At 74.8% G+C, this 17834-nt stretch carries 17 protein-coding genes; 7 read left to right on the top strand and 10 right to left on the bottom strand.

The features are described 5' to 3' along the window. Positions 1-38 precede the first annotated feature (38 nt). Entirely contained in the window at positions 39-959 is a 921-nt protein-coding gene (locus tag ACH9EU_RS16160; RefSeq protein ID WP_396414926.1) for a hypothetical protein, read from the bottom strand. Positions 960-1145: 186 nt separating this feature from the next. Between ACH9EU_RS16160 and ACH9EU_RS16155 the strand changes: the two genes are divergently transcribed. From ACH9EU_RS16155 to ACH9EU_RS16145, 3 genes are all read left to right on the top strand, one after another. After that, positions 1146-1460, top strand: coding sequence for a metal-sensitive transcriptional regulator (locus ACH9EU_RS16155; protein ID WP_396414925.1), 315 nt, complete (start codon positions 1146-1148; stop codon positions 1458-1460). A 99-nt stretch (positions 1461-1559) separates the two neighbouring features. After that, positions 1560-1769 (top strand): cation transporter, encoded by a 210-nt coding sequence (locus tag ACH9EU_RS16150; protein WP_396414924.1) that lies wholly within the window; start codon positions 1560-1562, stop codon positions 1767-1769. Beyond that, positions 1762-4050 (top strand): heavy metal translocating P-type ATPase, encoded by a 2289-nt coding sequence (locus ACH9EU_RS16145; RefSeq protein WP_396414923.1) that lies wholly within the window; start codon positions 1762-1764, stop codon positions 4048-4050. Before ACH9EU_RS16150 ends, ACH9EU_RS16145 begins: the two co-directional genes overlap by 8 nt. Before the next feature lie 68 nt (positions 4051-4118). Here ACH9EU_RS16145 and ACH9EU_RS16140 read toward each other — a convergent pair whose 3' ends face one another. The 4 genes from ACH9EU_RS16140 to pdxR all read right to left on the bottom strand — a co-directional run bounded on the left by ACH9EU_RS16140 (position 4119) and on the right by pdxR (position 7166). Continuing rightward, on the bottom strand, positions 4119-4337 hold the full coding sequence (locus ACH9EU_RS16140; protein ID WP_396414922.1) for a hypothetical protein: 219 nt from the start codon (positions 4335-4337) through the stop codon (positions 4119-4121). A gap of 103 nt (positions 4338-4440) precedes the next feature. After that, entirely contained in the window at positions 4441-4917 is a 477-nt protein-coding gene (locus tag ACH9EU_RS16135) for a hypothetical protein (protein WP_396414921.1), read from the bottom strand. 60 nt (positions 4918-4977) lie between these two features. Then, the gene (locus tag ACH9EU_RS16130) at positions 4978-5568 is read right to left on the bottom strand and encodes a hypothetical protein (RefSeq protein WP_396414920.1); all 591 of its coding nucleotides are present in this window, start codon (positions 5566-5568) and stop codon (positions 4978-4980) included. A gap of 47 nt (positions 5569-5615) precedes the next feature. Continuing rightward, complete coding sequence (gene pdxR / locus ACH9EU_RS16125; RefSeq protein ID WP_396414919.1) at positions 5616-7166, bottom strand: MocR-like pyridoxine biosynthesis transcription factor PdxR; 1551 nt, start codon at positions 7164-7166, stop codon at positions 5616-5618. A 197-nt stretch (positions 7167-7363) separates the two neighbouring features. Here pdxR and pdxS point away from each other — a divergent pair, with 197 nt between their 5' ends. Together pdxS and pdxT are read left to right on the top strand one after the other, a co-directional pair. Then, positions 7364-8317 (top strand): pyridoxal 5'-phosphate synthase lyase subunit PdxS, encoded by a 954-nt coding sequence (pdxS, locus tag ACH9EU_RS16120; RefSeq protein ID WP_396414918.1) that lies wholly within the window; start codon positions 7364-7366, stop codon positions 8315-8317. Further along, on the top strand, positions 8314-8916 hold the full coding sequence (pdxT, locus tag ACH9EU_RS16115) for a pyridoxal 5'-phosphate synthase glutaminase subunit PdxT (RefSeq protein ID WP_396414917.1): 603 nt from the start codon (positions 8314-8316) through the stop codon (positions 8914-8916). The genes pdxS and pdxT overlap by 4 nt, the downstream gene beginning before the upstream one ends. A 168-nt stretch (positions 8917-9084) precedes the next feature. Here pdxT and ACH9EU_RS16110 read toward each other — a convergent pair whose 3' ends face one another. The 5 genes from ACH9EU_RS16110 to ACH9EU_RS16090 form a co-directional block, all read right to left on the bottom strand. Continuing rightward, positions 9085-9960 carry a universal stress protein gene (locus ACH9EU_RS16110; protein ID WP_396414916.1) on the bottom strand — a complete coding sequence of 292 codons (876 nt, stop codon included), beginning with the start codon at positions 9958-9960 and terminating at the stop codon, positions 9085-9087. 55 nt (positions 9961-10015) lie between these two features. Then, positions 10016-10987 carry a universal stress protein gene (locus ACH9EU_RS16105; protein ID WP_396414915.1) on the bottom strand — a complete coding sequence of 324 codons (972 nt, stop codon included), beginning with the start codon at positions 10985-10987 and terminating at the stop codon, positions 10016-10018. A 51-nt stretch (positions 10988-11038) separates the two neighbouring features. Next, positions 11039-12391 (bottom strand): MATE family efflux transporter, encoded by a 1353-nt coding sequence (locus ACH9EU_RS16100; protein WP_396414914.1) that lies wholly within the window; start codon positions 12389-12391, stop codon positions 11039-11041. Between the two features lie 41 nt (positions 12392-12432). Continuing rightward, positions 12433-13890 carry an aldehyde dehydrogenase family protein gene (locus ACH9EU_RS16095; protein WP_396414913.1) on the bottom strand — a complete coding sequence of 486 codons (1458 nt, stop codon included), beginning with the start codon at positions 13888-13890 and terminating at the stop codon, positions 12433-12435. Positions 13891-14016: 126 nt separating this feature from the next. Then, positions 14017-14403 (bottom strand): S4 domain-containing protein, encoded by a 387-nt coding sequence (locus ACH9EU_RS16090; protein WP_396414912.1) that lies wholly within the window; start codon positions 14401-14403, stop codon positions 14017-14019. 151 nt (positions 14404-14554) lie between these two features. Here ACH9EU_RS16090 and ACH9EU_RS16085 point away from each other — a divergent pair, with 151 nt between their 5' ends. After that, a complete protein-coding gene (locus ACH9EU_RS16085; protein WP_396414911.1) occupies positions 14555-15397 on the top strand; it encodes a transporter substrate-binding domain-containing protein in 843 nt (280 codons plus the stop codon). Positions 15398-15509: 112 nt separating this feature from the next. Further along, complete coding sequence (locus ACH9EU_RS16080) at positions 15510-17489, top strand: M13-type metalloendopeptidase (protein WP_396414910.1); 1980 nt, start codon at positions 15510-15512, stop codon at positions 17487-17489. The last annotated feature ends 345 nt before the right edge of the window (positions 17490-17834 follow it).

Below are 17834 nucleotides of genomic sequence, written 5' to 3'. Positions count from 1 at the left end.
GATTCGCACATCCGCGGCGCACGTCCCGCCCGGGGCGTTCACCCCGCCCGGCGGCGCACCACGACGGCCACCGCCGCCGCGACCGCGACGGCGGCCACGGCCAGCGCGGCCCACACCGCCGGTGGCGGGCCGGTGCCCCCGGCGTCCTGGGGGGCCGCCGCGGGCTGCTCCGCGGCCGCACGCGGCTCCTCGGTCGCCGGGCCGGGAGGGTCCGTGGGCGCCGGCCTGCCGTACGCCTCGGTGAAGGAGAGCTCGTAGCTGTCCGCCACCCCCTCGGCGGCGACGATCGGCGTGGCCTCCGCGACGGTCGGGGACTGCCCGTGGTAGACCGCCTCGGTCGCCCCGCCCGGCAGGACCTGGACCGCACGCAGGTGGATCGGCAGAGCGTGGCCCTCGACCACCTGCGGGTCGACCGAGAACGTCCCGTCCTCGGCGACCGGGGCGGAGGAGATCCCGACGAGCTCGCCGTCGCGGTCCGAGAGCACCTCGACGACCACGCTCGAGGCGTCCGGCGCCGCGCCCTCCACCCGCCCGGTCAGGGGCGCGAGCATGCCGGGCCCCTGTCCTGGTGGCGGGCCGTCGAAGACGAGGGTCATGGCCCCGTTGTCCCCGGGCCGGAGGGTGACCGGAGTGGCCGGGCCCGTGGTGCCGCTCGCCGGGTGCCTGGCCTGCACGAGGTACTCCCCCGGCTGCACGCCCGTGAACTCGAACGTCCGGCCGTCCCCGGTCGACACGGAGCGGGCCGGACCGGTCTCCCCCGGCCTGATCAGCTCCACGGTCCACCCCGACCCGTGGTGGCCGAAGATCTCGCCCGAGACCCGGGCCGACCCCTGCTGGGCCAGGATCGCGGGACCGGCCGCAGGGGCGTCCGCGGCCGCCGGGAGCGCCGGAACGAGCGCCGCGGCGAGGGCGAGGCCCGGCACGACCGCGGCGAGGATGCGGACGGGGTGCGGGATCATGGGGGAACTCCTGGGTCGCGGGGCGCGGCGACCGGTCGGGTCACCGCCGGGCACCTCCATTCCAGGCACGGCCCGGGCGTGCGCAGAAGGGAACGGGCGGCACCGTGACCGGATCGTTGGATTCGGCCGGGAGTTCCGTTATACCCCCTAAGGGTATATAGTGGACGGCACGACCGAGGAGGACGCATGCCCCACAACCTGCCGCCGCACGGGTACACCGCCGAGAAGGACGCCTGGCTCAAGCGCCTGCGCCGCATCGAGGGACAGGTCCGCGGCGTGCACCGGATGGTGGAGGAGGACCAGTACTGCATCGACGTCCTCACCCAGATCTCCGCGATCCAGTCCGCGCTCAAGGCCGTCAGCCTCGGCCTGCTGGACGAGCACCTGAACCACTGCGTCGTGGGCGCGATCGAGGCCGCCCAGGAGTCCGGGGACACCACCCAGGTCGACGACAAGCTGCAGGAGGCCTCTGCCGCCATCGCGCGCCTGCTGAAGAGCTGACGCCCGGCAGGACGGCCCCGGGGCGGGCCCCGCCGAGGTGAGGGCCCCGGAACGCGCGGCCCCGACGAGAACACCCCCCCAGAGAAAGAGGAGAACATCGTGCAGACCACCGTCAACGTCTCCGGCATGACCTGCCAGCACTGCGTCCGGTCCGTGACAGAGGAGCTCGGCGAGCTGGACGGCGTCGACAACGTCGACGTCGAGCTCGTCCCCGGCGGGGTCTCCCACGTCGTGGTCACCGCCTCCCGGGAGCTGAGCGACGAGGAGGTCGCGGAGGCCGTGGAGGACGCGGGGTACTCGATTGGCTGAGACCCGCGCCGCCGTCCCCGACCGGGTCGCCGGGCCCCTGCGCACGCTCGAGCTCGACATCACGGGCATGACGTGCTCGTCCTGCGTCAGCCGGGTCGAGCGGAAGCTGGGCAGGCTCGACGGCGTGGACGCCTCCGTGAACCTGGCCCTGGAGACGGCCACCGTCCACGCCCCCGAGGACGTGAGCGACGAGGAGATCGTCGAGACCGTCGAGAAGGCCGGCTACGGGGCCGCGGTGCGCCACGCCCCCGGGCGCCGCGGGGCGCAGGACGCCCCGGCGATGGACCGGGTGGCGGGCCGGGAGTCCTCCTCCCTGCGCTCGCCGGAGGCCCTGCGGCGGCGCCTCCTGGTGGCGGCGGCGCTCTCCGCCCCGGTGTTCGTGATCTCGATGCTGCCCGGCTTCCAGTTCCCGCACTGGGGCTGGGTCGTCGCGGTCCTGAGCCTGCCGGTCGTGACGTGGGCGGCGTGGCCGTTCCACCGCTCGGCGGCCGTCAACGCCCGCCACCTGACCTCCACGATGGACACCCTCGTCTCGCTCGGCGTCTCGGCCGCGTACCTCTTCTCGCTGTGGAACCTGCTGCGCGAGCCGGCCATGACGGCGGGGGCCATGCCCGGGCACGCCATGGACATGGCCGCCCACCAGCTCTACTTCGAGACCGGCGCCCTCGTGACGGCGTTCCTGCTGCTCGGCCGCTGGCTGGAGGCCCGGGCGAAGGCCCGCTCCGGGGAGGCGCTGCGCGCGCTGCTGGAGCTCGGCGCCAAGGACGCGGTGGTGCTCCGGGACGGCGTCGAGACGCCGGTGCCCGCGGACCGGCTGCGGCGCGGGGACCGGATCGTGGTGCGCCCCGGGGAGAAGATCGCCGCGGACGGCGTGGTCGTCGAGGGCCGCTCGGCCGTGGACACCTCCCTGCTGACCGGGGAGTCGCTGCCCGTCGAGGTGGAGACCGGCGACGCCGTCACCGGCGCCACGATCAACACCAACGGCCGGCTGGTGGTCGAGGCCACCCGCGTGGGCTCCGAGACGACCCTGGCCCGGATGGGCCGGATGGTCGCGCAGGCCCAGGCGGGCAAGGCACCCGTGGCGCGGCTCGCGGACCGGATCTCCGGGGTCTTCGTGCCCGTGGTCCTGGGCATCGCGCTGCTCACGCTGACCGGGTGGCTCGTGCTGACCGGGGACGTCCACGCGGCGTTCGTGGCGGCCGTCTCCGTGCTGGTCATCGCGTGCCCGTGCGCGCTCGGCCTGGCCACCCCCACGGCCCTGCTCACGGGCACCGGCCGCGGTGCGCAGCTGGGGATCCTGATCAAGAGCGCCGAGGTGCTCGAGGACACCCGCAGCGTGGACACCGTGGTGCTCGACAAGACGGGCACCGTGACCAGCGGCCGGCTCTCCGTGGCCTCCGTGGTCCCCGTGTCCGGGTACTCCCGGGAGCAGGTCCTGGACCTCGCGGCGTCCGTGGAGCACCACTCCGAGCACCCCATCGCCCGCGCCGTGGCCGCGGCCACCCCGCACCGGCTGCCGGTCTCGGGGTTCGACTCGGCCCCCGGCGGCGGCGTGCGCGCGCGCGTGACGGACGGGATGCACTCCCGGTCGGTGGTCGTCGGGCGGACCACGTGGCTCACCGAGAACGGCGTGCGGCTCGCCGGCTCCCACCTGGAGGCCCTCCGCCGGGCCCAGGAGGGCGGGTCCACCACGATCCTGGTGGCCGTGGACGGCGCCCTCGTGGGCTTCGTGGACCTGCGCGACACCGTGAAGGAGGACGCCCGCGAGGCGATCGGCCGGCTCGTGGACCTGGGCCTGCGCCCCGTCCTGCTGACCGGTGACAACGAGCCCGTGGCCCGGTCCGTGGCCGCCGAGGCCGGCATCCCGGCCTCCGACGTCGTCGCGGACGTCAGCCCGGCGGGGAAGGTCGCGGTGGTCCGCGACCTGCAGGACGACGGCCGCGTGGTGGCCATGGTCGGCGACGGGGTCAACGACGCCGCGGCCCTGGCCCAGGCCGACCTCGGGATCGCGATGGGCTCCGGCACGGACGCGGCCATCGAGGCCGCGGACATCACGATCGTGCGCAGCGACGTCGGCTCCGTCCCGACGGCGATCGCCCTGTCCCGCCGGACGCTGTCGATCATCAAGTCCAACCTGTTCTGGGCCTTCGCCTACAACACGGTGGCCATCCCGGTGGCCGCGGCGGGGCTGCTGAACCCGGTGGTCGCCGGCGCCGCCATGGCGTTCAGCTCGGTGTTCGTGGTGCTCAACTCCCTGCGGCTGCGCGGCTTCGGCCGCTGACGCGGGACGGCGCGCGACGCCCCGGGAGGATGTCCTCCCGGGGGGCGTCGCACGTCGTGGGGCGCCGCTCAGCCGTCTGCGGTGCCGGGGTTGACGGGGCTGTCCTCCTGCTCCCCGAGCGGAGGCAGCTCCTCCTTGTTCTGCTCCTGGGCCACGTCGCCGCCGGTGGTCTCCTGCCCGTCGTGCTGCCGTCCCAGGCGCTCGTCGACGGCCTGCTCGAAGCCCTCGGTGTCCAGGCACTCCGGCCGGCCGGCGGAGTCCTCCGGCGGGGTCGACCGGTTGCTCATCCGTGCTCCCGTTCCGCGGATCCCACGGGCGTGGGCCGCTGCTGCTCACGGCTCCAAATCCAGTGAGCGGCGGCCCGGCGGCCAAGGCCCCGCCGGCCGCGGGTCAGGCGCGCGCGGGTCCGTCGTCGTCGCCGTCCGCGGGGCGCCGCGCGGGCCCGGAGCCGTCGGCGGGGTCACGGCCCGGGAGGCCCTCGCCGACCGTGTCCGGGCGGACGCGCTGGCCGAACTCGGCCTCCTCGGCGGGCTCGCCGCCCTCCCCGGAGGGCGCCCCGGCGGCCCGGCGACGGGCGCGGGCCTCGGCGTAGAGCTTCGCGGAGGAGCGGTTCACACCGGTCCCCCGGCCGAGGTGCGGGTCGTTGGGCTTCTCGACGATCATGAGCGTCGCGCTGACCACGAGCGTCACGATGAACACGACGCCGGCGGCGACGAAGGCGAGGTCCAGGCGCAGGGGGTTGTCGGTGCCGCCGCTGGCGAAGATCGCGACGGCTCCGAACACGACCGCCGCGAGCACCCCGGAGAGGATCAGGGGTCCCTTGACGTCGGCCCCGGGGCCGCCTCTCGAGCCCTTGCGCTGTGCCACTCGTCCTCCTCGTGAACCGGTTCCGCCGGCGGGGCGGGGCCCGCCGTGCGGTTGACCAGTCTACGCCGTTCCCGCCGGCGCCCGTCCCCGGCGGTCCTCGTGCCGGAGGGTCAGGGCGGCCAGCAGGTGCGTGACCCCGATGACGACCGCGGCCGCTCCCACCACCCCGAAGAGCGCCTTCGGGCCGAGGTCCGCCACGAGCACGAGGCCCGTGGCGGCGAACACCGTCGCGAGCCCGGCGATGGTCCAGTCCCGCCCCAGCGGGAACGTGGTGCGGAACTTCAGCCCCAGGGCCAGCTCCGTGAGGCCGGCGAAGCCCATGATCAGGCCCGCGGAGAGCACGATGCCGCCGGCGCTGTCCCCGCCCAGGACCGTGAGGACCCCGCCCACGACGTAGAGCAGGCCGTAGGACTGCGGGATCTGCCGGCTGGGCCCCAGGTCCACGGCGTCGTTGCCGTTGAGCCGCAGCTGCAGGAGGATGCTCGCCGCCCCGGTGAGCGCCAGCCACAGGCCCGTGCCCCAGGCCACGACGGCGAGGGTCGGCTGCTGCCAGAAGATGGTCACCGCGGCGAAGACCAGCGCCACGAGCGCGCGCACGAGCGTGGGCGCGAAGAGGTCGCGGTGGATGCCGGTGCTCGGGTCGGGGTGCACGGTGCGCCTTTCGGAGGGTGCGGGGAGGCCCGCGGGCCGGGGACAGTCTAACGACCGGCGCCGTGCCCGGGCCCCGCCAGCACCCGCGCGAGGGCCTCGAGCCCCTCGGTCAGGGCCTCCCCCTCGGGGGCCGCGCCCGTGGCGCCGAAGCCGACGACGACGCCGCGCCGGCCGCCCCCGGCGCCGTGGGCCCAGTAGGAGCCCAGCGCCGCGACCCGCACCCCTGCCGCGGCGGCGCGGGCGACCACGTCCTGCTCGTCGAGCGGGACCTCGCCGGTGAACTCGAGGACGGCGTGCAGCCCCCCGTCCATCGGCACGGCCCGCACGCCCTCGACGTCCCTGAGCGCGCCGGTGAGCAGGTCCCGCCGGCGCCGGTACTCGCGGCGCATCCGGGCCGTGTGCCGGCGCAGCCCGCCGCCGGCGAGAAAGCGTGCCATCGCGTCCTGGACGACCGCCGACGCCGGGTTCCCCAGGTCCGTGCGCAGCCACAGCAGCTCCTCCCGGAGCGCGGGCGGGGCGAGCAGGTAGCCCACGCCCAGGCCGGGGGCGAGGACCTTGGTGAAGGACCCCAGCGTGGCCACGTGCCCGCCGGTGCCCAGCAGCCGGCCGGGCGCGGGCGGCTCGGGGACGGCACCCGGAGGACGGTCCAGCGAGGCGAGGGCCGGCAGCGGTTCGCCCACGTAGCGCAGCTCGGAGTCGTAGTCGTCCTCGACGACCAGCGCGTCCTGCGCCCGGGCCCAGGCCAGCAGCTCGAGCCGGCGGGCCGCGGGCATCGACGCCCCCAGGGGGTACTGGTGGCTGGGAGTGACGACCACCGCGTCGGGGGCGCGCTCGACCTCCCACCGCCCCGCCCCCGACCACGCGCCGGAGGGCAGGTGCGCCGGGTCGAGGCCGTGGTCGTCGATCGGGACCGGCAGCACCTCGTGGCCGAGCCGCTCCGGCACGCGGCGCAGCGAGGGGTAGCCGGGGTCCTCGACGGCCACCCGCAGCCGACGGCCGGCGTGCGCGCCGAGCACCCCCAGCAGCAGCTGCAGGCCGTCCCGGGCGCCCGCCGTGACGAACAGGTCCGCGGGATCCCGGACCACCCCGCGCATCAGCCGCAGGTGCTCGACGATCTGCTCGCGCAGCTCCCGGGAGCCCTGCGGGGGCGGGGCGGCGGTCCCGGCGGCGGCGGCGGCGTCACGCCACGCGGCCCGCCACTGCGGCGTCGCCAGCCGCGCGGTGTCCGGGCGCCCGGGCGTGAGATCGATCACCGGGCGCGCCCGTGCCCGGCGCGGGGGCGCCGGCGACCGGACGGGTCCGGGGCGGGCGGCGGGGGGCTCGACCCGCGAGCGCGCCAGGTCCGGGTGGACGACCGTGGCCCCGTTCGTGGCGTGCAGGTAGCCCTCGCCGTGGAGCTGGTCGTAGGCGGTGACCACCGATCCGCGAGAGATGCCCAGCCGGGCCGCGAGGCCCCGCGTGGAGGGCAGCGGGTCCCCGGGACGCAGGGCCCCGGAGACCACGAGCTCCCGCAGCTGCTGGACGAGCTGGGCGGGCAGGGGTGCGGGGTCGGCGCGGTCCACGCGCACCGGCAGCTCCACGTCGTGGGGGTGGCGCACGGTTCTGCTCCTTCCCGGTTCCGGCCCCTTCCCGGGCCTGCTCCGCTTCCCGGGCCTGCTGCGTCCCGGGGCCCGGCCGTCACCGGGACGGCCTGAGGCCTCCGGGCCGGTGCCCGGCGCTTCCCCGGCGGGTGGTCCAACAGATTCTACGGTTGGTGGACTTGTTCATGGACCACTTCACTCCGCAGAATGGGGGCATGACCGATCTGCAGACTGCTGCCGCCCAGAACTCCTCCCGCCCCGCCGCCGGGAGCGCCACCCCGCTCACCGGTTCCCCGCTCGTCAAGCGCGGGCTGGCCGACATGCTCAAGGGCGGCGTCATCATGGACGTCGTCACGGCCGAGCAGGCGCGCATCGCCGAGGACGCCGGCGCCGTGGCCGTCATGGCGCTCGAGCGCGTGCCCGCCGACATCCGCGCCCAGGGCGGCGTGGCCCGCATGTCCGACCCCGACCTCATCGAGGGCATCCAGGCCGCCGTCTCGATCCCCGTCATGGCGAAGGTCCGGATCGGGCACTTCGTGGAGGCCCAGGTGCTCGAGCACCTCGAGGTGGACTACATCGACGAGTCCGAGGTCCTCTCCCCCGCCGACTACGTGAACCACATCGACAAGCAGCGTTTCACCGTCCCGTTCGTGTGCGGGGCCACCAACCTGGGCGAGGCCCTGCGCCGGATCGCCGAGGGTGCGGCCATGATCCGCTCCAAGGGCGAGGCCGGCACCGGCGACGTGTCCGAGGCGACCAAGCACATCCGCACGATCCGCGGCGAGATCGCCGAGCTGCAGGCCGTCCACAAGGTCTCCCCGGACGCCCTCTACGTCAAGGCGAAGGAGCTCGCCGCCCCCTACGACATCGTCCTCGAGGTCGCCCGCACCGGGAAGCTGCCCGTGGTGCTGTTCACCGCCGGCGGTGTGGCCACGCCCGCGGACGCCGCGATGATGATGCAGCTCGGCGCCGACGGCGTGTTCGTGGGCTCCGGCATCTTCAAGTCCGGCAACCCCGCGGCCCGCGCCCAGGCCATCGTGAAGGCCACCGCGTACTTCGACGACCCCGAGAAGATCGCCGAGGCCTCCCGCGGGCTCGGCGAGGCGATGGTCGGGATCAACGTGGCCGACCTCGCCGCGCCGCACCGGCTCGCGGAGCGCGGCTGGTGACTCCGGCGCCCCGGGTGGGCGTCCTCGCCCTCCAGGGCGGGGTGGCCGAGCACGCCCGGATGCTCGAGGAGCTCGGCGCGGAGCCCGTGCTGGTCCGGACCGCGGAGCAGCTCGCCGGGCTGGACGCGATCGTCCTGCCCGGCGGGGAGTCCTCGACCGTGGACCGGCTGCTGCGCCTGTTCGGGCTGCGCGAGCCGCTGCGGGGCGTGATCCTCGAGGGGCTGCCCACGCTGGGCACCTGCGCCGGGCTGATCCTGCTCTCCTCCGGCATCGAGGACCCCGCCCCCGGCCAGCGGACCCTCGAGGTCCTGGACGTCACCGTCGCCCGCAACGCCTTCGGCTCCCAGACGGCCTCCGAGGAGGTCGAGCTCGCGTGGGGCGAGGACGGGGCCGCGGTCCGGACGGCGTTCATCCGCGCTCCGGTGGTCACCCGGGTGGGCGAGGGCGTCGCGGTCCTGGCCCGCCACCGCGGCCAGGTGGTCGCCGTCGCGAGCGGGAACGTCCTCGGGATCTCGTTCCACCCCGAGCTGACCGGGGAGACCACGGTGCACCGGCACCTGCTGGAGCTCGTGGCCGCCCGGCGCGCGCTGGCCGCCTGACCCCGTTCGCGGCCCGTCGCGCCCCGACGAGCACCTCTCTCGCGCCCCGGGGAGCACCTCGCGCCCGTTGAGCGCACACGCGATGTCGATCTCCGTCACCGAAAACACGGCATCACGTGTGCACTCGACGGGAGTGTGAGAAACCGGGGTGGGCGGACCGGGGCGCGCTCAGCGCGGCCTGCGGGTGGGGACCACCATCACCGGAGCCTCGCTGTCCGCCAGCACGGCCTGCGAGACGGAGCCCATGAGCAGCCCCCGGAACCCGCCGTAGCCCCGGCTGCCCAGCACGAGGAGCTCCGCCGAACGGCTCGCCTCGGCGAGCCGTTCGGCGGGGGGCCCGGTGCGCACGGCCGTCAGCACGTCCAGCCCCGGGTGGTCCTCCCGCGCCGCCTCGGCGACCTGCTCCACGAGCGCCCGCGCGGGTTCGGCGAGCTGCTCGCTGACGGCGAGATCCAGCTCCGGGGAACCCGTGGGGACGCTCACGGCGTCGGGCGCCACCGTGAGCAGGGCCAGTCCGAGGCCGTGGCGCTCCGCGTGCCGGGCGGCCGCCCACACCGCCGGGTTGTCCGCTCCGAGCCGGTCCACGCAGGCCACCACCCGGCCCTCCAGGGGCCCCGGAACGAGCTCGCGGGCGCCGCCCGGCACGACCACCACGGGGCACGCGGCGTGCGCCGAGGCCGCGGCGGAGACCGAGCCCAGCCGGCCGCGCACGCCGTGCCGGCCGCGGCGGCCCAGCACGAGGACGGAGGCTCCCTCCGACTCGCCGACCAGGACGCCGGCGGCGTCGCCGCGCTCCACCACGCCCACGGCCGCGACCCCCCGGGCACGGGCCCGGTCGACGGCGCGGGCGGCGGTCTTCTCGGCCTCCTCCTCGATCGCCTCCAGGAACGGCCCGTACAGGCTGGGGTCCACGGCCACCGGCCGGCCCATCGAGACCACGACCTTGAGCTCGCCCGCGGAGGCCTCGGCCTCTCGGACGGCCCAGTCCAGGGCGCGGTCGCTGTTCTCGGAGCCGTCGTACCCGACGACGATCTGCTCGGCCATCTGTCGCTGCTTCCTGCCGTGGGGTGGGGGGCGGGCTCCTGCCGGTGGCGCCGGGTCAGGCCCGGCGCGAGGGCACCACCATGACGGGTCCGGACGCGTTGTCCAGCACGGCCTGGGAGACCGAGCCGAGGAGCAGCCCGCGGAACCCACCGATGCCACGGGAGCCGACCACGACCAGGTCCGCGGACCGCGTGGCGTTCGTGAGGATGCGTCCGGGGCGCCCGACGAAGATGTGGTGCTCGACGGTGAGCTCGGGGTGCTCCGCGGCGATCTCGTCGGAGATCTCGGTGAGCTTGCGGTCCGCCTCCTGGAAGTACCGGGCCTGGTTGAACTCGTCCTGGAACCACTCGGGGGTCCCGGAGAGCGCGCCGTTCACGGAGACCAGCGCGAGGGGCTTGCCGTGCTCCTGCGCGTACTCCATCGCCTGGGCGAGCGCCGGGTTGCGAGAGCCCAGGGCGTCCAGGCCGACGACCACACGGCCGCTGAAGTCGACCTTCTCCGCCTTCACCGGCCCGTCGGCCTCGAGCGCGAGGTCGCCGGCGCCCAGGTGGCGCTCGGTGTGCTTGGCCTCGGCGGCCTCCGGGACGATGATCACCGGGCACTTGGCGTGCGCCGCGACCGCCGCGGACACGGAGCCGAGACGACCGCGCAGGGCGCCGCCGCGGCCGCGCTTGCCCATGACGACGAGGGCGGCCTCGCCCGACTGCTCGACGACGGCCTTGGCGGCGTCGCCCGCGGCCTCGACCGCCTCCACGGGCAGGCCGGCCGCCTCGGCGACCTGCCGCGCCTCGGCGAGGTTCTCGGCGTTCTCCTTCATCACCGCGTCCGTGAAGCGCATCTCGAGGCCGGGATCCCCGACGCCGATGACGGGGTAGGCCCCGACCAGGCGGATCGAGAAGTCGTGGGCCCTGGCTTCCTCGAGGGCCCGGTCGAGAGCGTGACGGGCCTGGTCCGAGCCGTCGACCGCGACGACCACGACGTCGTGTCCGCCGGTGGGCTGGTTCGCTGTGCTGGAGTCACTGTTCATACTTTGCATCGTAAGTGATCCACGGCACGCTTCCCGGGCGAGTCCGCGTTGTTACCGAGCGTTCCGGAGCAGCCAGGCGTCTCCCCGGGCCCGCAGCCCCAGGGTCAGCGCACGGGCCCCCAGGTATCCGCCCGCGTACGCGGTCCACAGCCACACGAGCCCGCCGGTGCCCGATCCGGCCGTGGTCGCCACGAGGAGCAGCAGGGGGCCGTAGACGGCGAGGTTGAGCACCCCGGCCAGCGCGAGGTAGCGGGCGTCCCCCGCCCCGATGAGCACGCCGTCGAGGACGAACACGTAGGCGGCCAGCGGCTGGCCGGCCGCCACCACGAGCAGGGCGGCCGCGAACAGGGCCTGGACCGCCGGGTCGGGGGTGAGCAGGAAGCCCAGCCGCGTGCCGGCCACCGCCACGACCAGCCCGGTCACGACGCCGAAGCCCAGCCCCCACAGCACGAGCCGGTTCATGAGCGCGCGCACGGCCCGGCGCTCGGCCGGGTCCCCGACGTCCCGGGCACCCATGTCGCGGCCCAGCAGGGCCTGCGCCGCGATGGCCAGGGCGTCCAGGGCGTAGGCCAGGAAGCTGAAGACCGTCATCACGAGCTGGTGGGCGGCGAGGTTCTGCGCGCCCTGGGCCGTGACGACCAGGACGGTCGCGAGGATGGCGGCCCGCAGGGAGACCGTGCGGAGCATGAGCCAGGAGCCCACGGCGAGGTGGGTGCGCAGCCGGACCCACGACGTCGCCGGCCCCACCCCGTGCTCCCGGGCCGCCGTGCGCAGGATCACGAGGTAGGCCAGGGCCATGGCCCACTGCACGGCGCTCGTGCCGATCGCGGCGCCGGCGACGCCCAGGCCCACGCCGTGCACCAGCAGGAGGTTGAGCCCGGCGTTGGACGCCGCGCCGACCCCGGCGATGAGCAGCGGGGTCCGCGTGTCCTGCATCCCGCGCAGCACGCCGGTGGCCGCCAGCACGAGGAGCATGGCGGTCAGCCCGGGCAGGGACCAGTGCAGGTAGACCACGGCGTGCTCCAGCACCTCGCCGCGCGCGCCCATCGCCCGCAGCAGCGGCCGTGCCGCCACCCACCCGGCGGCGGAGAGGACCACCCCGAGGCCCGCGGCCACCCACAGCCCGTCCCGGCCCACCGCCACGGCCTCCGGCAGCCGGCCGGCGCCGAGGTGCCGGGCGACCGCCGGGGTGGTGCTGTAGGCGAGGAACACCATGAGCCCGACGACCGTCTGCAGCACGGCGGCGGCCACGCCCACCCCCGCGAGCTCGGGGGTGCCGAGGTGGCCGACGATCGCGGAGTCCGCCAGCAGGAACAGCGGCTCCGCCACGAGCGCCCCGAAGGCCGGGACGGCCAGGGCGAGGATCTGCCGGTTGAGGTCCCGGGAGCGGGAGGTCGTGGTCACCGGACCAGGCTAGCGGCCACCTCCCGCACCCCGGGCACCGGTCAGAACGGGTACTGCGGGACGTCCGGGCTGATCGTGATCCACTGCGTCTCGGTGAAGGCCTCGATGTTGGCGGTCGGCCCGCCGAACCGCGATCCGGTGCCCGAGGACCCCGTCCCGCCGAACGGGGCGTTCGCCTCGTCCGCCACGGTCATCTCGTTGATGTGGATCTTGCCGGAGTGGACCCGGTCGGCGACCTTCAGCGCCTCGCCGACGTCGCCGATGACGGAGACCGAGAGCCCGTACTCCGAGGCGTTGGCGTACTCGATGGCCTCCTCGGTGCCCGAGACCTTCATGACGGGGGCGACCGGCCCGAAGATCTCGTCCTTCCACGCCGTCATCTCGTGGGTCAGCTCGCTGAGCACGGTCGGCCGGTAGAACAGCCCCTCGTGGCTGCCCCCGGCGACCACCCGGGCGCCTGCGATGGCGGTCTCCTGCACGATCGCGTCGATGGCCTTGAGCTGGCGCTCGTCGATGATCGGTCCCATGTGCACGGGCCCCGCGGAGGGGTCGCCGACCACGAGGGCCTCGGCCTTGGCCGCGAGCTTGTCCACGTACTCGTCGTGCAGGTCCTCGTGCACGAGGTGGCGCCCGGTGGTCATGCAGATCTGGCCCTGGTGGAAGAACGAGCCCATCGCCCCGACGCCCGCGGCCAGGTCCACGTCGGCCCCGGGCAGGACGATCACGGCGTTGTTGCCGCCGAGCTCCAGGTGGGCGCGCTTGAGGTGCTGCGCCGCCGCGGCGCCCACGTGCCGGCCGGCCGCCGTGGACCCCGTGAAGGACACGATCCGCACCTGGGGCGCCTCGACGGTGGCGGCTCCGACGTCCCCGCCGCCGGGCACCAGCTGGAGCACGCCGGGCGGCAGCCCGGCCTCCTCGAGGACCCGCATGATGAGTGCTCCTCCGGCCACCGAGGTGCGCGGGTCCGGCTTGAGCAGCACCGCGTTGCCGAGGGCCAGAGCGGGGGCCACGGAACGGATCGAGAGGATCAGGGGGAAGTTGAAGGGCGAGATGACCGAGACCACGCCGGCCGGCACCCGGCGGGACAGCGACCAGTGCGGGGCGTCGGAGGGAAGGTACTCGCCGTGCGGGAGGGTGGGCAGCGCGGAGGCCTCGTAGCACTCCGCCGCGGCGACGGAGGCCTCGAGCCCGGCCTTGGGCTGGATCGCGCCGGTCTCCCGGACCACCCAGTCCATGACCTCCTCGACGTGCTCCTCGAACAGCAGGCCCGCCCGGCGCAGCACCCCGGCGCGCTCCGAGGGCTTCAGCGCGGCCCACTGCTGCTGCGCCGCGGCGGCCTTCTCCGCGGCCTCGTACACGTCCTCCGGGGAGGCGTGCCCGATCTGGCCGAGCGTCTCGTCCGTGGAGGGGTTCTTGACGTCCTCCGTGCCGCCGCGGCCGTCGCGCCAGCCGTCCACATAGATCTTGCCGTTCCAGACCGACGTGTCGAGAAGTGCCATGAATGGTTCTCCTTCGTTCCGGCCGCGGGCCGGACCACCGGACGGCGACGTGACCCGCGGCACATGTGCGCTCGGGACCATCCTGCCTGTTCCTGGGAACGGGCACGGAACATGACGCGCCCCGGATCAGAGGCGGCGCAGGCGGTCCATCTCCCGGCGGTCCTTCTTGGTGGGGCGCCCGGCGCCCCGGTCCCGGCGCGGAACGGCGGCGTACCGGGCCGGCGGCCGGGGCGCGCTGTGGTCCACGTAGGCCGTCGCGGCCACGGGCGCGCCCACCCGCTTGGTGAGCAGCCGCACGACCTCCAGGACCTGCTCGTGGCCGGGCCGCCGCACCGTCACCCGCTGCCCGGGCCGCACCGGCTGGGCGGCCTTCACCGAGGTCCCGTCGATCTTCACGTGACCGGCCCGGCAGGCGGTCGTGGCGGCGGAGCGGGTCTTGAACACGCGTACCGCCCACAGCCACACGTCCACCCGCACACTGGTGGGCTGCTCCGGGGATTCCGTCCGTGTCATGAGCCCATTGTGCCGAAACCGGCGCCGGAGCGCGCCGGCCCCGTCACGGCCCCCTACACTGAGGCACATTCACCGAGGCACATTCATCGGTCGGCTGCTCACCGGTCACCGCCGCGTGCGGCCGGCCACCTCCCGAGGGAAGGACAGATCCATGAAGAGCAGGTTCCACGGGGCGGCGACCCTGTCCGTGCTGGCCGTCTCCGCACTGGCCCTGAGCGCGTGCGCCGGCGGGGACGGGGACGGAGGCGCGGAGTCCGAGGGCGGCGGCGAGGTGAACCTGATCCAGCCGGGGACCCTGACGGTGTGCTCGGACATTCCCTACGCGCCGTTCGAGTACGTCGAGGACGGCGAGACCGTGGGCTTCGACATCGACCTGGTGAACCGCATCGCCGAGGACCTCGGCGTCGAGCCGAACATCATCACCACGTCCTTCGAGGCCATCGAGACGGGCTCCGCGCTCGACACCGACCAGTGCGATCTCGCGGCGTCGGGCATGACCATCAACGAGGAGCGCGAGTCCGTCATGGACTTCTCGCAGCCCTACGTCGAGGACAACCTGGGTCTGCTCGTGGCCCCGGGCTCCGACATCGGGTCCGTGGCCGACATCGAGGGCCGCCGGGTGGGCGCCCAGCAGGCCACCACCGGCGAGGACCACGCCCGGGAGAACGGCGCGGACGTCGTCCAGTACGAGGACTCCGCCCTCATGATCCAGGGGCTGAACACCGGCGACGTCGAGGCCGTGGTCGCCAACATCTCCGTGGCCGGCCCCGCGATCGACGACAACCCCGAGCTGGAGCTCGTGGAGGAGATCGAGACCGGCGAGGAGCTGGGCCTGGCGGTCAAGACCGGCAACACGGCGCTGCTGGAGAAGGTGAACGAGTCGCTGAGCGCGATGGAGGAGGACGGCACCCTCGAGGAGCTCAAGGCCGAGTGGCTGGGCTCCGCGGAGAACTCCGAGTCGGGCGCCGCCAGCCCGGAGCCGGCCGAGAGCTGACCCGCCGTCCCGGGGCCCGGCCGGCGCGCCGTCGGCCGGGCCCCGGGACGAGCACGCCACGCGGAGGACGCCCGTGGCGGGTTCGCGCCCCCTGACGGGGCAGGATGGTCCCGTGAGCACCGTCTCCCGCCTCGAGCTGCGGCACGTCCACCCCGGGGTGCGCCCGCAGGACGACCTCCACCGTCACGTCAGCGGAACCTGGATCGAGGCCCACGAACTGCCGGAGGACCGCTCCTACGACGGCGTCGCCGCGGAGCTGACCGAGCGCACCGCCGAGCGCGTCCACGAGGTCATCCGGGCCGCCCCCACCGGGTCCCGGACGGAGGTGCTGTACCGCTCCTTCCTCGACGAGGAGGAGATCGAGCGGCGCGGCCTCGCCGCGCTGGACCCGGACCTCGAGGTGCTCGAGGCGGCGGTCGGCAAGGAGGACCTCGCCCGGGCCTCGGCCGCCCTCCACCGCACGGGCGTGGACGGGTTCCTGGCCTTCTTCGTGGACAACGACCCCCGGGACTCCTCGCGGCGGTCGTTCTTCCTGTGCCAGGGCGGGCTGTCCCTGCCCACGCGCTCGTACTACTCGGACTCCGTGCACGAGGAGCTGCGCCTGCGGTTCGCGGAGCACGTCGCGGCGATGCTCGACCTGGCGGGTCTGCCCGGGCGCGGGGGCACGACCGCCGCGGAGGCCGCGGCCACGGTGCTGGCCATGGAGACCCGGCTCGCGGCGGCGCACTGGGACGCCGTCGAGGCCCGGGACGTCGAGCGGATGTACAACCCGGTCGACGTCGCCGGCCTGCGCGCCCTGGCGCCGGGGTTCCCGTGGACGGCGTGGCTCGAGGGCGCGGCCCCCGGACACGGCCCGGCGGCCTTCGACCGGGTCATCGTCCGCCAGCCGTCCTTCGTGACGGCCCTGGGCCGGCTGTGGGAGGAGTGGTCCGAGGAGCAGATCCGCCTGTGGCTGTCCTGGCGGACCGTCTCCCGGCGCGCCCCGTTCCTGCCCCGGTCCTTCGTCGAGGAGAACTTCCGCTTCTACGGCACCGCACTGGCGGGGACCGTCCGGCCGCGGGAGCGGTGGAAGCGCGCCGAGTTCCTCGTCACCCGGGTGCTCGGCGACGACGTCGCCCGCGGCTATGTGGCCCGCTGGTTCCCGGCGGAGCACCGGCAGCGGGTGGAGCAGCTCGTGGGGCACCTGCTGGACGCGTACCGGGAGCGCATCGCCGGGCTGGACTGGATGTCCGAGGCGACACGGGCCCGGGCCCTGGAGAAGCTGGCCGCGTTCACGGTCAAGACCGGCTGTCCCCGCGCGTGGCGGGACTACTCCTCCCTGGTGCTGGACCCGGCGGACCTGCTCGGCAACGTCCGCTCCGGGCTGGCCCTCGAGCACGACCGCGTCCTCGCCACGATGGGCACGGCCGGGGACGGGGACGAGTGGTTGCTGCAACCGCACTGGGTCAACGCCTATTTCCACCCCGTGCTCAACGAGGTCGTCTTCCCCGCCGCGATCCTGCAGCCCCCGTACTTCGACCCGGAGGCCGACGACGCCGTGAACTACGGCGCGATCGGGGCCGTGATCGGACACGAGATCGGCCACGGGTTCGACGACCAGGGCTCCCGCTACGACGGCCGCGGGCACCTGGAGAACTGGTGGACGGACGAGGACCGCGCCGAGTTCGCCCGGCGCACCGCCGCGCTCGTGGCACAGTACGACGGCTTCACCCCGCGGGGGCTGGACCCGGCGGAGCACCACGTGAGCGGGGCCTTCACCCTGGGCGAGAACATCGGCGACCTCGGCGGCCTGGAGATCGCGCTCGCGGCCTACCGCCGGTCCCTCGCCGAACGGGGCCTGGATCTGGCCGGCGCGCCGGTGCTGGACGGGCTGACCGGGGCGCAGCGGTTCTTCTGCGCCCACGCGGCCCTCCGTCGCTCCACGGCCCGGGCCCAGGAGCGGATCAACCGGCTGGCCACGGACCCGCACGCCCCGGACGAGTTCCGCTGCAACGGGGTGGTGCGCAACATGGACGCCTTCCACGACACCTTCGGCACCCGCCCGGGGGACGGCATGTGGCTGCCCCCCGAGGACCGCATACACATCTGGTGACCCTCCCCCGCCTTCCCCTCCCCGCGAGTTTGCAGAAGAGGGAGGAAGAGCGGAGAGCGGGGCTTCGGCGCGTGGGGTCGGAGGCCGGCGCGGGCCGGGATCGCGGGGCCCACCGCACCGGGGATACCGGTGGGGAGGTTCGCGGCCGGTGCGGCGAGGCTGCCCTCAGGTGGGTGCTGCGGGTGTGCTGGGTCGTGACCGTTGGCGGTCGGTCTCATCGGTGGTCGGTCTCGGTGAGGTCCATGCGCTGGAGGATGGTGGCGGAGATCTCCTCGACGGACATGAACGCGGAGTTGAGGTGGGCGATGCCGTGGCGGGCGTAGAGCTCCTCGGCGTTGCGCAGTT

This window comes from Kocuria rhizosphaerae (genome assembly GCF_044462265.1).
In the GTDB taxonomy this organism is placed as follows: Bacteria; Actinomycetota; Actinomycetes; order Actinomycetales; family Micrococcaceae; genus Kocuria; species Kocuria rhizosphaerae.
This window is presented reverse-complemented; position numbering and strand designations above follow the sequence as displayed.

Coding starts and splice junctions, on each gene's coding strand:
- ACH9EU_RS16160 (WP_396414926.1), bottom strand. CDS start 959: ATGATCCCGCACCCCGTCCGCATCCTCGCCGCGGTCGTGCCGGGCCTC.
- ACH9EU_RS16085 (WP_396414911.1), top strand. CDS start 14,555: ATGAAGAGCAGGTTCCACGGGGCGGCGACCCTGTCCGTGCTGGCCGTC.
- ACH9EU_RS16095 (WP_396414913.1), bottom strand. CDS start 13,890: ATGGCACTTCTCGACACGTCGGTCTGGAACGGCAAGATCTATGTGGAC.
- pdxS (WP_396414918.1), top strand. CDS start 7,364: ATGACCGATCTGCAGACTGCTGCCGCCCAGAACTCCTCCCGCCCCGCC.
- ACH9EU_RS16105 (WP_396414915.1), bottom strand. CDS start 10,987: ATGAACAGTGACTCCAGCACAGCGAACCAGCCCACCGGCGGACACGAC.
- ACH9EU_RS16155 (WP_396414925.1), top strand. CDS start 1,146: ATGCCCCACAACCTGCCGCCGCACGGGTACACCGCCGAGAAGGACGCC.
- ACH9EU_RS16110 (WP_396414916.1), bottom strand. CDS start 9,960: ATGGCCGAGCAGATCGTCGTCGGGTACGACGGCTCCGAGAACAGCGAC.
- ACH9EU_RS16140 (WP_396414922.1), bottom strand. CDS start 4,337: ATGAGCAACCGGTCGACCCCGCCGGAGGACTCCGCCGGCCGGCCGGAG.
- ACH9EU_RS16090 (WP_396414912.1), bottom strand. CDS start 14,403: ATGACACGGACGGAATCCCCGGAGCAGCCCACCAGTGTGCGGGTGGAC.